Origin of the sequence: Bifidobacterium pseudolongum subsp. pseudolongum DSM 20099 (genome assembly GCF_000771225.1) — a bacterium.
GTDB classification, from domain to species: domain Bacteria; phylum Actinomycetota; class Actinomycetes; order Actinomycetales; family Bifidobacteriaceae; genus Bifidobacterium; species Bifidobacterium pseudolongum.
The window spans coordinates 372,317-386,284 of the sequence record NZ_JDTZ01000003.1; the positions used below are offsets into that span (position 1 = coordinate 372,317).

Consider the following 13,968-nt stretch of genomic DNA (forward strand, 5'->3'; position numbering starts at 1 on the left):
CCCTTTACATGCGTACCGCGCAGATCGCACAGACCTATCTCAACTATTTCAAGAAGCACGACCATCTGGTCGTGCCATCGGCTTCGCTCATCTCGCCGAACCCCACCACGCTGTTCACAATCGCCGGCATGGTGCCGTTCATCCCGTACCTGATGGGGGAGCAGACCCCGCCGAGCCACCGCATGGCGAGCAACCAGAAGTGCGTGCGCACGCTCGACATCGAAGAGGTAGGCAAGACCACGCGCCACGGCACCTTCTTCCAGATGCTGGGCAATTTCTCGTTCGGCGACTACTTCAAGGAAGAGGCCATCCACTACGCCTACGAGCTGCTCACCCTGCCGGTGGAGCAGGGCGGCTACGGCTTCGACCCCGAAAAGCTGTGGATGACCACCTACACCGACGACGAGGAAGCCCGCGCCATCTGGCGCAACGAGGGCGTCGACCCCGAGCACATCCAGATCCTGGGCATGGAAGACAACTTCTGGACGACCGGCGGCCCCGGCCCCGGCGGCCCCTGCTCGGAGATCTACGTGGACCGTGGCCCCGAGTACGGCAAGGAAGGCGGCCCGATCGCCGACGAAAACCGGTACATCGAAATCTGGGATCTCGTGTTCGAGAACTACATGGTCGACAACGTCAAGTCGAAGACCGACCTGCACATCGTCGGTGAGCTCAAGCACAAGAACATCGACACGGGTGCGGGCCTTGAGCGTCTGGCCTACCTGCTGCAGGGCAAGCAGAACATCTATGAGACCGATGAGGTCTTCCCGGTCATCGAGGCGGCGGAAAAGCTCGCGGGCGTCAAGTACGGCGAGAACGCCGAAGCCGACGTCAAACTGCGTGTCGTCGCCGACCATGTGCGTTCCGCGCTGATGATCATGAGCGATGGCGTGCGCCCGAGCAACGCCGGCCGCGGCTACGTGCTGCGCCGACTGCTGCGCCGCACGATCGAAGCGATGCGCGTACTTGGCGTGGTTACGCCGGTGATGCCGGAACTGCTGCCGGTCTCCGAAGCCGCGATGGAGCCGAACTACCCCGAGCTCGCCAACACCTTCCACGATGTCTCCGAAGCCGCCTACGGCGAGGAGGACGCCTTCCGCCGCACGCTGACGAACGGCATCGAGATCTTCGATGTCGCCGTGAAGAAGGCCAAGGAACAGGTGGCAGGCAAGCAGGACGCGCAGCCGGTGGTCTCCGGCGACGCCGCGTTCACGCTGCACGACACCTATGGCTTCCCGATTGAGCTGACCCTCGAAATGGCCCAGGACCAAGGCGTTAAGGTCGATGAGGCCAAGTTCCGTGAACTGATGAACGAACAGAAGTCGCGCGCTCGTCAGGATGCGCTGAAGAAGCGCCACAACGTCGATCTGAGCGAATACGACGACTTCAAGAACAAGATGCAGGCGCCGATCGAGTTCCTCGGATACACCGACATGACATCGCGCAGCCGTGTCATCGGCATCATGCAGGAAGGCGTCGGCTCGGTGCCGGCGGTCTCCGCGCCCGCCACCGTCGAGGTGATCCTGGACCGTACGCCGTTCTATGCGGAGGCCGGTGGCCAGCTCGCCGACCAGGGTGACATCGTCTCCGACGATGGCGCAGTGCTCGAGGTGGATGACGTGCAGAAGCCGATCAAGGACCTCATCGTGCACCAGTGCCGCCTCATCGAAGGCACACTCGTCGTCGGTGCCGAAGTGACCGCCGAGATCGATGTGGAGCGCCGTGGCGCGATCGCGCGCTCGCACACCGCGACGCACATCGTGCACAAGGCTCTGCGTGAGGAGCTCGGCCCGCAGGCCACCCAGCGTGGTTCCGAAGATGCGCCGAACCGCCTGCGCTTCGACTTCCAGTGGTCCAAGGCCCCGACCAAGTCGCTCATGAGCGCTGTGGAAGCGCGCGTGAACGACCGTCTGCGCGACAATCTGCGTGTGTCTACGCAGGAGATGAAGTTCGACGACGCCATTGCGCTCGGCGCCATGCACCTGTTCGGTGAGAAGTACGGCGATGTGGTGCGTGTCGTGACGATTGGTGACGACGGCTGGAGCCGTGAGCTGTGCGGGGGCACGCATGTCGACTACGCCGGCAAGATCGGCATGGTCAACATCCTGTCCGAAGCCTCGGTGGGTTCGGGCGTGCGCCGTGTGGACGCGCTCGTGGGGCAGGGCGCCTACGATTACAACGCACGTGAACATGCGCTTGTCTCGCAGCTGTCCGACACACTCAACGCGCGACCCGACGAACTCGCCGAGCGCGTGAACACGCTGCTCGCCAAGCTCAAGGATTCCGACCGCAAGCTGGCGTCGATGTATGAGGCTCAACTGGCCGCCTCGGTACCGCAGATCATCCAGGACGCCAAGGAATCGAATGCGCCGGTTGTGGTGGCCGCGAAGAATGTGGGCCACTTCGGCTCTTTCGATGTGCTGCGCAAGACCGTCATGGACATCCGCAACCGCTTGGGTGACGACAAGCCTGTTGTGGTGGCCCTCGCCGGCGTGAACGAGGATGACCGTCCGATGGTGGCCGTGGCCACGAATGAGGCCGCGCGCAAGGACGGTATCAAGGCCGGTGACTTGGTGCGTGGAGCATCCAAGATGCTCGGCGGCGGTGGTGGCGGCAAGCCGGACTTCGCCCAAGGCGGCGGCTCCGACGCGGCGCAGATCGACGCCGCGCTCGAAGCGCTGCAGCGCGAGGCCGTGAAGGCCTGATCGCATATGGTGTGGCTTGGCGTTGATCTAGGGAACGCACGGGTCGGACTGGCATTGTCCGACCCGGAGCTCACGCTGGCACATCCCGCCGGCAACATCACGGTTCGACGGGATTATTTCGAGGCGTTCGATGATGTGCTCAACGTCATCGAAGACAACCGGGTGGATCGAGTGGTCATCGGTTTGCCTCTGGACATGGACGGGACCGAGGGACGCAGCGCGAAAAAGGCGCGCCGCTGGTCCACCAATCTGGTCACACGGCTTGAGCGTGAGCGGGATGACCCACAATCTGGCATCACATGGATGCCGGATGTTATGCTCATAGATGAACGGCTGACGACGGTCGCCGCACATCGGCAGCTGTTCGATGCCCAAATCGACAGTCGCGGCCACAGGGTGCTCGTCGATCAGCAGTCAGCGGTGACCATCCTCCAGATGGCACTCGACCGACCATGAGCATAGATGAAGTTACGAGGAGCAAGCGTGTCAGACGACATCCATGATTTTTTCAATGACGATGATTCATGGGGGAATGCGCAACAGGACGATGTGGGGGCGCCCCCTGCACCTCCCCGTTCACGCCGCGACATGCGCATGAAGCGCAAAAGCAAGCAGCGCCACCGGATGGCGAAACTCATCATCGCCATTGCCGTGGTTATCGCGCTGATTGTCGGTGGCGTCTACGCCTACCGTGCCGTCAAGCAATGGCGGCACAACACCCTTGCGGATTCCTCGGTCGTCGAGGATTACCCAGGCCCGGGCTCCGGCAGCGTCGCGTTCACCATCACCACCGGGGAAGGCGTTGCGGAGATTGCCGAGCATCTGGTGCAGGACGGCGTGATCAAATCCGTGGATGCGTTCACCGGCGTGGTTTCCGCGAACGATATGACGTTGTATCCGGGCACCTATGAGCTCAAGCACGAGATGAAGGCGTCACAGGCCGCGCAGATCCTCTCCGACCAGGGCAATGCCAAGGGGTTCGTGGAAGTGCGGCAGGGCGAACGCCTGCAGGCGGTGCTCGAACGTGCGTCCGAGGCGTCCGGCATCGAACTGAAGGAATTCGAGGCCATCACCACCAACGCCGCGGAGGCGTCGAAGCTCCTGCCCGCGGAGGCCAACGGCAATTTCGAAGGCTGGCTTGAACCGGGTGTGTACAACGTCTCGGCAGACCCCAACGCCGCGCAGATTCTTACAGACATGGTCAAAGCGCGCATCAGCAAGCTCGATGAACTGGGTGTGCCGCAAGGCGCGGACCGTGAGCGGACGCTGATCATCGCCTCCATTGTGGAGGCGGAGGTCAATTCACCCGAATACTACGGCATGGTCAGCCGCGTCATCCAGAACCGGCTCAATGACGACATGTCGCTCGGCATGGACAGCACAGTGGCCTACGGATTCGGCATCAACGGTACCGAACTGACGAACGACCAGCTCAACGACGGCAGCAATCCATACAACACGCGTGTCAACAAGGGATTGCCTCCCACTCCGATCAGCAATCCGGGCGATGACGCCATTGAGGCGGCAATGCACCCCAGTGACGGCAATTGGCTGTATTTCGTCACGACGAACCTCAAGACGGGCGAGACCAAGTTCACCGATAGCTACGACCAGTTCGAACAGTACGTGCAGGAGTACAAACAGAACAACGACGGCGCGAACTAACCCAAGAGCGCGATGGCGGCGACCCCCGCCGCCACGATGACCGGTGCATACGGCGCTTTGCAGTGCGCGCCGGCCATCGACGTATGCCGCAGCGCCTGCCATAACAGGAGCCACGCTACGCCGATAGCCGCCATGCACATCCACCACAGCACAAAGGCAGCGGGGGAGTGTCCGCCAACTGCGCATCCCACCAGCGCGCAGAGTGTGACATCGCCCAACCCAAGCGCGCCGGGACGGATCAGCGCAAGTGCCAACTGGATGCCCGTGCCCGCCACCATGCCGATGAACGCTCCGGCGAGCGCGCCCCATCGTCCCGCGCATGCCGAAGCCGCGGTGAACGCCGCCAGTTGGCATAGCACACCGCACACGATCCACGCGCGCGGAATGCGCCGCGTGCGCACATCGTGCGCGCTTACGGCGATTCCGAAGAGCAGACTCGGCAGGTAGCAAAGGTACGGCATACCGTTAAGATAGTCGCAGTATTCACCGAGATAAAGGAGCGGGCATGTTGCGTTGGCAGACGGCGGGCGAATCGCATGGCGAGGCGCTTGTGGCGATGATCGAGGGGGTTCCGGCCGGGGTTGAGGTCACGAGTGACGACATTCGCGGTGCCCTCGCCCGTAGGCGGCTGGGGTATGGCCGTGGCGCGCGCATGAAGTTCGAGCAGGATCAGGTGCGCCTGCTGACCGGCGTACGCCATGGCAGTACGCTCGGTTCGCCGATCGCCATCGAGATCGGCAACACCGAATGGCCCAAATGGACGGAAGTGATGAGCGCCGACCCGCTCGACCATGAGATCGCGCGCGAAGGCCGCAATGCGCCGTTGAGCAGGCCCCGTCCGGGGCACGCCGATCTGACGGGCATGCGCAAGTACGGCTTCGATGACGCCCGTCCGGTGCTCGAGCGGTCAAGCGCACGCGAGACGGCTTCGCGTGTGGCCTTGGGTGAGGTGGCTGCGCGGTTCCTCGACCAGGTGGCGGGCATCCGTACCGTCTCCCACGTGCTGTCCATCGGCGGCGTAGGCGTGGATGGGCGGTCGGAGGATCCGACACCCGACGATGTGGAACGGTTGGATGCCTCTCCGGTGCGTACCTTGGACGGTGATGCAGAGGCGCGGATGGTCGCGCGCATCGACGAGGCGAAAGCCAACGCGGACACCCTTGGTGGCGTGGTCGAAGTGATCGCCTACGGCATGCCGGCCGGTGTCGGCACGTATGTGGAATCCGACCGCAGGCTCGACGCCGCCTTGGCCGCTGCCGTCATGGGTGTGCAGGCCATCAAGGGTGTCGAGATCGGCGATGGGTTCCTTGAGGCGATGCGCCCCGGTTCACAGGCGCACGATGAGATGGTGCCGGGCGATGATGGCCATATCGACCGTCTGACGAACCGTGCCGGCGGCATCGAAGGCGGCATGTCCAATGGGCAGCCGATCCGCGTGCGCGCGGCGATGAAGCCGATTCCGTCAATCCCCAAGGCGCTGCGCACCGTGGATGTGGCCACCGGTGAGGCGGCGCAGGCGATCAACCAGCGTTCCGACAGCACCGCGGTGCCAGCGGCGGCCGTTGTGGTCGAGGCGATGGTGCGCCTCACCTTGGCCCGCGAACTGCTCGAGAAGTTCGGTGGCGACAGTGTGGACGAGACACGGCGCAACCTTGAAGGCTATCTGGCCTCGTGGCCAGAGCACATGCGGTGATCGCCATGGCCACCACAGCACATGATGGGGCGGTGCGTCCCCTAGCCGTCATCATCGGCATGATGGGTGCGGGCAAGACCCGGCTCGGCAAGGAAATGGCGCAGATGATGGGCCTGCCGTTCCGTGACGCCGACATCCAGATCGAACGGCGCATCGGCATGTCGATCCCACAGTATTTCGCACAGCAAGGCGAGCCCGCGTTCCGCGACGTGGAGCGTGAGGTGATCCTCGAGACACTCGAAGGCTTCGACGGCATCTACGCATTGGGCGGCGGCGCCCCGATGACGCCGGCCGTGCAGCAAGGACTGGCCGCATACGCGCGCGCCGGCGGCAAGGTGATTTACCTGCAGGCGGACCCGCATGAGGCCATGACCCGAGCACGCCGCGCCGGCGGCCGGCCGATGCTCGACGGCGACGCCGACGCGCGCTGGATGGCCCTCTACGAACAGCGCGACCCGACCTACCGCGCCGTGAGCAACGTCGTGGTCCGCACCCACGGCATGACCCCCAAAACCGCAGCGAGGAAGATGATCGAGATGACAGATGAAGGCATCGTGCATGTGGACGGATCCGGTATCGAACCCTACGACGTGCGTATTGGCGAAGGCGCGTTGAACCACCTGCCGGACGTGCTTGGAGAACAACCGGTGCGCGTGGCGCTCATCCATACGCAATCCGTGCAGCGGCACTCCGACCGCGCCCGTGCGATCCTGCGCAAGGCAGGCTACGATGTGAGCGACATTGTGGTGCCCGACGCCGAAGCGGGCAAGACCGCGCACGTGGCCAACGGCATCTGGGAAAGGCTCGGCAACGAAGGCTTCACACGGTCCGACGCGATCGTCGGCCTTGGCGGCGGCGCGTGCACCGACCTCGCCGGGTTCATCGCGGCCACATGGATGCGCGGTGTACGCTATGTGAACTGCCCGACCTCACTGCTGGCGATGGTCGACGCGTCGACGGGCGGCAAGACCGGCATCAATACGCCGCAGGGCAAGAACCTCGTCGGTTCGTTCTACACACCCGCTGGTGTGCTCGCCGACCTGCGCGCACTCACGTCCCTGCCCAACGACATCTTCATCGAAGGGCTCGGCGAAGTCGCCAAATCCGGATTCATCCGCGATTCTGAGATCCTGGCGATCCTCGAGAAGCATGCCAGCGACCTGCGCGCGTTCAACGGCAAGACATTCCTCGACTCGCCGCTCAAACCCGTCGTCGCCGAACTCATCGAACGCACCGTGCGCGTCAAGGCGCACCATGTGTCCGCCGACCTCAAGGAAGCCGGCCTGCGCGAGTTCCTCAACTACGGGCACACCTTCGGCCACGCGGTCGAACAGCTCGAGCATTTCCGCTGGCGTCACGGCAACGCCGTGGCCGTCGGCATGATCTACGCCGCCGAACTGTCGAACCTGACCGGGCATCTCGACCGTCAGACCGTGGAATACACCTACGACCTGCTCGACCGGCTCGGCCTGCCCACGTCATGGAATGGCGCCGACTTCGACGCGGTGCTCGCGCTGATGCACCGCGATAAGAAGGCGCGCGGCAATACACTGCGGTTCGTGGGGCTCGAAAAGATCGGCAAGCCGTTCCACCTCAACGACCCCGATGCTCAAGCGGTGCGCGAGGCGTTCGAACGCGTGCGCCAACAGGCGTGACGCGCAGACGGTATTATCATAGGGCTGGGAAGCCCGCAAAGGATTGGAGTGGATATGGCCGAAGCTGAGCCAGTCAAGGTGATCGTCGTCAACGGGCCGAACCTCGGTCGTCTCGGCGTACGGCAGCCGGACGTGTACGGCAGGCAGGACCTCGAGCAGCTGCGCAGGCTGTGCACGCAGTGGGCGCAGGAGCTTGGTCTCGATGTGGACGTGCGACAGACCGACGACGAGGCGCAGATGGTGCAGTGGATGCACGAGGCCGCCGAAGGGCAGAAGGCGGTCGTCATGAATCCGGCCGCGTTCACGCATTACTCATATGCGCTCGCCGACGCGGCGCACATGGTGCTTGATGCGGATATGCCGCTCATCGAAGTGCATATCTCGAACCCGGCCGCGCGCGATGAGTTCCGCAAGCGTTCCGTGATCAGCCCGGTCGCGACCGGCACGATCACCGGACTCGGGTTCTTCGGGTACAAACTCGCGCTTGAGGCGGTGGCCGAGCTCACCCAATGAACTGGGATGTCCACTGGCTGGACAGCTGAGATACCCGCAAAACCGGGTGAAACCGTGTGGATCCCCTCCGTTCCTTTGGACGGAGGGGATTTGTTGTGCCGCACAATGTGAACAAAGTGCGACGAAGTTGTGCAGAAATAGTGTAAAATATTCCTGATTTCACTGCAAACGTGTGCAAAGCTCGTGGCTGAGCTCCTCGGAAATCCATGCAAGAGAAGCATGTGAGGCTTTTGCATACTTTGGCATGCTGGCTCGTTGATGGAGTGGTGGAGGTTTTACAAAGCGCTCCATGGATGGACCGGCCCAGGGAAAAGAGAAATGGAACATCTATGGTGATTCAGCAGGTTAGAGACTGCATGCGCCGGACCACAGGCATAGGCGTGGCCATTGCCATGGTCGGCACGGGCGCCCTGCTCGCAGTGCCGATGGCGGCGAACGCCGCGGAGGACACCGGGCAGACCACCCTCCCCGCGAAAACGGACGTGCAGGTGATCGCATTCCAGCAGACATGGAATTCGATCGCCAAGGAATGCACGAACACGTACGGCCCACAAGGCGTGGCGTACGTCGAGATCTCACCGCCACAGGAATCGATCCAGGGCACCGAATGGTGGACAAGCTACCAGCCGGTGAGCTACAAACTCGATTCGAAGCTCGGCACCGAAGCCGAATTCAAGAACATGATCACGACATGTGATGCCGCGGGCGTCGGCATCATCGCCGACGTCGTGCTCAACCAGACGACCGGTTTGGATGTCGCTGCAGGCGAGCAGACCGGTGTGGCGGGCACGAAGTACAACGGCTTGACCGGCGACTATCCGGGCTTCACCGGCGAAAACGGCCAATATCCGCAAGGTGTGACCGCCGCCGACTTCCATGACTACAACAACGGCGCAAGCATCTCCGATTACAAGAACCAGCAGGAGGTGCAGGAAGGCCGCCTGAACTCGATGTGGGACTTCGACACGTCGAGCGAGAAGGTGCAGGACATCCAGTCCGACTATCTCGCCAAGCTCTACAAGATGGGCGTCAAGGGCTTCCGCATGGACGCCGTCAAGCACATCAACAACGAGGACATCAAGGGCATCAAAGACAAGATGGCCCAGAAGGTCGGCAAGAACGCCAACGACATCTACTGGATCCAGGAAGTCATCGGCAATGCGAGCGAAGCGCCCGGCATCCAGCCGCGCAATTACCTGGAGACCGGCACCGTGACGCAGTTCGACTACAAGTCGGACCTCAACGCGAAGTTCAAGGGCAAGATCGCCAAACTCAAGGACCTCTCGACGCGCATCGGCGACCTGTCGTCGAATCCGAACGCGATTGCGTCCAAGGACGCGAACGTCTTCGTGACGAACTGGGACACCGCTCGCAACGACGGTGCGATCACGTACAAGAACGATTCGATGTACGCGCTCGCGAACGCATTCATGCTCGCCTATGACTACGGCACGCCGCGCCTGCTGTCGGACTATAAGTACGACGTCAACGACAACGGCGCCCCGGGTGCGACCGCGGCCGAAGTGCCTGACGTGGACTTCGACGAGGCGTGCTCGACGAAGGATGGCGAATGGAACTGCCAGCAGCGTTGGACGACGACGCGCGGCATGATCGCGCTCCACAACTACGTGGACGGGACCGCCGTCGAGCAGTGGCAGGACGACGGCGCGAACAACATCGCGTTCTCGCGTGGCGACAAGGGCTTTGTCGCGATCAACAACTCGACCGAAGACAAGACGGCCGAATACGCGACATCGATGCCTGACGGCGAGTACTGCGACGTCTACGGAGTGCAGGACTGCTCGAAGACCGTGACCGTCTCCGGCGGCAAGGTCAAGGTGACCGTGCCGGCGATGCAAGCCATCGCGATTTACGGCGGTGCAACGAAGACGACGCACCCCGTGTCTGACGTGGCCGTTGACCCGAGTACCCCGGACGTCGTCATCCCGGACAACACCGTCAAGCCGGACGACCAGACGACGACCGTGTGGTACAAGCCCGCCAACACGTGGGACAAGGTCTTCGTGCACCATGGCGCTGGCTCCGATTGGACGGCCGTTCCCGGCGAACAGATGGAAGGACCGGACGCGCAGGGCTACTACACGAAGACGATCGACACCAAGGGTGAGGACCATCAGATCTGTTTCAACAATGGCGGCGATGACTGGGACAGCAACAGTGGCAAGAACTATCTGATCCGCAAAGGCATCACGCAGGTGGCGGTCGAGGATGGCGCGCTGTCGGTAGGCAATCCGGAGGCGATCGGCGGACAGACCCGCATGCTCGTGCACTACAAGCCCGCGGCCGACGAAGCGGGGAAGAACCGCGGTGTCTATGTATGGGGCAAGGATACGACTGGTGCCGACATGGAGGCCAAGAACCATCCATTCACCGGCGAGGATTGCTACGGCAAGGTCGCCGAACTCACATTCGACGGCAAGTACGAGGACCTCGGCTTCATCATCACGACCGAAGGCTGGGACAAGTTTGGCGGCGACCGTAATGTCAAGGTCGGCAAGACCGGCACCATCGAGGTGTGGATCGACGGCACTGGCGACGCTGACACGACGCTTACCGAAGCGCCCTCCGACTACAAGTGCAAGGCGGACAAGGTGGATGTGACCGTCCACTACATGCGCAACGACGGCCTGTACTTCAATGCCGACGACACCGAGACGAAGGACCCGCAGTGGGACCTGTGGATGTGGAATTCGAACAGCAACGGTCTTGCCGCGAAGTTCACGAACCATGACGACTGGGGCGAGCTCGCCACAGCATCGTTCTCGAAATACACCTACCAAGCGTCCAATGGCGAATCGGACTTCGGCCTGCTGCGTCGTTACGGCGTCGATGAGTGGAAGAAAAAGGACGGCTCCGACGGTGATATCAGGATGACCGCCAACGCCCTCGTTTTCAACAACGACGGCACCGCGAAAGCCGAAGTGTGGCTCATGCAGGACGACCCGACCGTCTACACGGCGCGTCCGGCGCTTGGTGCGCGCATTTCGACGGCCGAGATCGCCAAGAAGAACACGATTGACACGAAGCTGACAAAGCCAGCCGACGTCAAGGCCGGGGATGTCAAGGTGACCGACGCCGACGGCAATGCCGTTGAGATCGACAATGTGAAGACCGACGGCACCGTCGTCACGATCATGCTCAAGAACGATCTGGACCTGGCCGCGAAGTACACGGTCAAGATCGAGGGATTCGGCTCCGCCGACGCCGTGGCTGGCTCCGTGGTGCGCACTGACGAGTTCGATAAGGAATTCGCCTATGACGGCGATGACCTCGGCGCCACCTACGCCGCTGACGGCACGACCTTCAAGCTCTGGGCCCCGACCGCAAGCAAGGTCGAGCTCGTGACGTTCAAGGACGCCAAGACCGCCGACGCCGAAGCCGCCGACACCATCGCGATGGACCGCGGTGAGAAGGGTGTGTGGAGCGCCACGGCCAAGGTCGCCGACGGCACCGCCTACATCTACCGCGTGTCGTTCGCCGATGGCACCGTTAACGACTCTGCCGACCCGTACGCCCGCGCATCCGTGGTCAACGGCAAGCGTTCCGTGGTGCTGTCGCCGGCCAAGACGACGGTCAAGGACTCGGGCCGCATGGCGCCGTTCTCCAAGAACACCGACGCGGTGATCGCGGAAACGCACATCCGCGACCTCACGAAGAACGAGAACTCCGGTGTGGACGCCGACAAGCGCGGCAAGTACCTCGGCATGATCGAGAACGGCACCACGAACTCCGCGGGCAAGTCCACTGGCGTGGACTACCTCAAGGAGCTCGGCATCACGCATGTGCAGATCCAGCCGATGTTCGATTACGCGAGCGTCGACGAGACGAAGCCGCTCGATGACTCCAACTACAACTGGGGTTACGATCCGCTCAACTACAATGTGCCGGAAGGCTCCTACGCCTCTGATCCGACCGACCCTGCCAACCGCGTGGTCGAGGCCAAGCAGATGGTGGACGGCCTGCACAAGAACGGCCTGCGCGTGGTCATGGACGTGGTGTACAACCATGTGGCCGACGCTGCGACGAATCCGTTCGGCCTGACGGTGCCGGGATACTATTTCCGCTACCAGAACGGCTCACTCGTCAACAACTCGGGCTGTGGCAACGACACCGCGTCCGAGCGGGCGATGATGCGCAAGTACATTGTGGATTCCGTCACCTATTGGGCGAAGGAATACAACATGGATGGCTTCCGCTTCGACCTCATGGGCCTGCATGACCTGGAGACGATGAAGCAGGTGCGTGCGGCCCTTGACAAGATCGACCCCTCGATCATCATCGTCGGTGAAGGCTGGGATATGAACACCACGATGGACAAGTCCGCGATGTCGATCCAGCCCAACGGCTACGAGCTCGACACCCCGGCTTCCACCGTCTCGTTCTTCAACGACTCGATCCGCGACCAGCTCAAGGGCTCTGTGTTCTCCGAGGAGGACAACGGCTTTGTCTCGGGCAAGCAGGGCCTCGAGCGTGTGATCCTCAACAACATGCTCGGCTGCCGCAACACCGACGACTTCGACGGTGCCTATTGCACGAACGGCAATGCGAACGTCAAGTACGCGAACGCCGGTCAGGTGGTCAACTATGTGGAGATCCACGACAACCTGACGCTCAACGACAAGCTCGAGAAGTCGCTGTTCGTACAGGGCCGCAACGAAGGCCTTGACGAAGCCGGCCAGAAGGAGAAGGTCATCGAGACCTCGAAGCTTGCCAATTCCGCCGTCTTCATGGCGTTCGGCATCTCCGAGTTCCAGGTGGGCCAGGAATTCCTGCGCACCAAGGGCGGCGACGAGAATAGCTACAAGTCGGGCGATTCGGTCAATGCCGTCGATTGGGACCGCATGAACGACGCCGGTTACGGTGACCATGCCCAGTACGTCAAGGACCTCATCGCGATCCGCAAGAAGACCTCCGCGCTGCGTGTCGAGAGCTATAAGAAGATTTCGAGCGGCACGAAGGAACTCAAGGCGGCCGACAATGTGGTGGCCTACGAGATTGTGCGCGACAACGGCACCTATGTGGTGGCGCTCAACGCGGGTGATGATGCCGCCGCGGTGCCGGGCGTGACCGCCGGCGACTACGGCGTGCTCGTGTCCAACGGCCGTACCTACCTGCATCCGGCTGAATCCCAGGCCGTGGCCTTGGCCGATAATGCCGAGGGTGTGGACGCCTCGGTGGCCGGTGCCGCGATTGCGGTCAAGGATGGGCAGAACGTGGTGGTGCCCGCCCATAGCGCGGTGCTGCTCGCCCCGGTCTCCGACCTCGGCCAACCGGACACCCCGGATACGCCGGACACCCCGGACCAGCCGGTCAATCCGGCCAATCCGGACGAGCCCGGTGACACTGACAAGTCGGCTGCCGGCGAACAGCCGGGCGGTCAGACCTCCGGTGGCGCCACTGGCCCGCAGGCGTCCGCTGGCGCCGCGCAGCAGGTGGCCGGCATCGCCTCGACCGGATCGGCGATTGCACTGCTGGCCGCCATGGCTGTGGCCCTCGTGGCTGCAGGCAGCGGTCTGCTGATGTTCCGCCGCCGTGGCTGAATGATACGGCAGACGCCATAACGGTGCATGCACTGGTTGAATCCTCGAGGAGGATGCCCCACTGGGCATCCTCCTCGTGTGTTATGGCCCCTGCGCGCCCCAATGTGAGAACACGGAGTGGTTCGGCACTTGGGGCGGTTACAGTGGGGAACGAGTGCCCATGCCGCCGCTGGTCT

General features: G+C 62.8%; 8 protein-coding genes. 7 read left to right on the forward strand and 1 reads right to left on the reverse strand.

All coding sequences use genetic code 11. The features are described from left to right. The first annotated feature begins 8 nt into the window (after nucleotides 1-8). The 3 genes from alaS to mltG are packed head-to-tail and all read left to right on the forward strand — an operon-like array spanning nucleotide 9 to nucleotide 4,370. A complete protein-coding gene (gene alaS, locus OU02_RS03790) occupies nucleotides 9-2,705 on the forward strand; it encodes an alanine--tRNA ligase (RefSeq protein ID WP_033488809.1) in 2,697 nt (898 codons plus the stop codon). A 6-nt stretch (nucleotides 2,706-2,711) separates the two neighbouring features. Beyond that, nucleotides 2,712-3,161 (forward strand): Holliday junction resolvase RuvX, encoded by a 450-nt coding sequence (gene ruvX / locus OU02_RS03795; RefSeq protein ID WP_033488810.1) that lies wholly within the window; start codon nucleotides 2,712-2,714, stop codon nucleotides 3,159-3,161. 27 nt (nucleotides 3,162-3,188) lie between these two features. Next, on the forward strand, nucleotides 3,189-4,370 hold the full coding sequence (gene mltG, locus OU02_RS03800) for an endolytic transglycosylase MltG (RefSeq protein ID WP_033488811.1): 1,182 nt from the start codon (nucleotides 3,189-3,191) through the stop codon (nucleotides 4,368-4,370). On the opposite strand, the gene OU02_RS03805 is transcribed toward mltG, so the two are convergent. After that, nucleotides 4,367-4,831, reverse strand: a complete 465-nt coding sequence (locus OU02_RS03805; protein WP_033488812.1) for a prepilin peptidase — start codon at nucleotides 4,829-4,831, stop codon at nucleotides 4,367-4,369. The two genes, mltG and OU02_RS03805, sit on opposite strands and share 4 nt — an antisense overlap. A 44-nt stretch (nucleotides 4,832-4,875) precedes the next feature. Here OU02_RS03805 and aroC point away from each other — a divergent pair, with 44 nt between their 5' ends. From aroC to pulA, 4 genes are all read left to right on the forward strand, one after another. Further along, nucleotides 4,876-6,063, forward strand: a complete 1,188-nt coding sequence (gene aroC, locus OU02_RS03810; protein ID WP_033488813.1) for a chorismate synthase — start codon at nucleotides 4,876-4,878, stop codon at nucleotides 6,061-6,063. 5 nt (nucleotides 6,064-6,068) lie between these two features. Beyond that, nucleotides 6,069-7,718 carry a bifunctional shikimate kinase/3-dehydroquinate synthase gene (locus OU02_RS03815; protein WP_033488976.1) on the forward strand — a complete coding sequence of 550 codons (1,650 nt, stop codon included), beginning with the start codon at nucleotides 6,069-6,071 and terminating at the stop codon, nucleotides 7,716-7,718. Between the two features lie 54 nt (nucleotides 7,719-7,772). Further along, nucleotides 7,773-8,231 (forward strand): type II 3-dehydroquinate dehydratase, encoded by a 459-nt coding sequence (gene aroQ, locus OU02_RS03820; protein WP_033488814.1) that lies wholly within the window; start codon nucleotides 7,773-7,775, stop codon nucleotides 8,229-8,231. A gap of 329 nt (nucleotides 8,232-8,560) precedes the next feature. Beyond that, nucleotides 8,561-13,792, forward strand: a complete 5,232-nt coding sequence (gene pulA, locus OU02_RS03825; protein WP_033488815.1) for a type I pullulanase — start codon at nucleotides 8,561-8,563, stop codon at nucleotides 13,790-13,792. The last annotated feature ends 176 nt before the right edge of the window (nucleotides 13,793-13,968 follow it).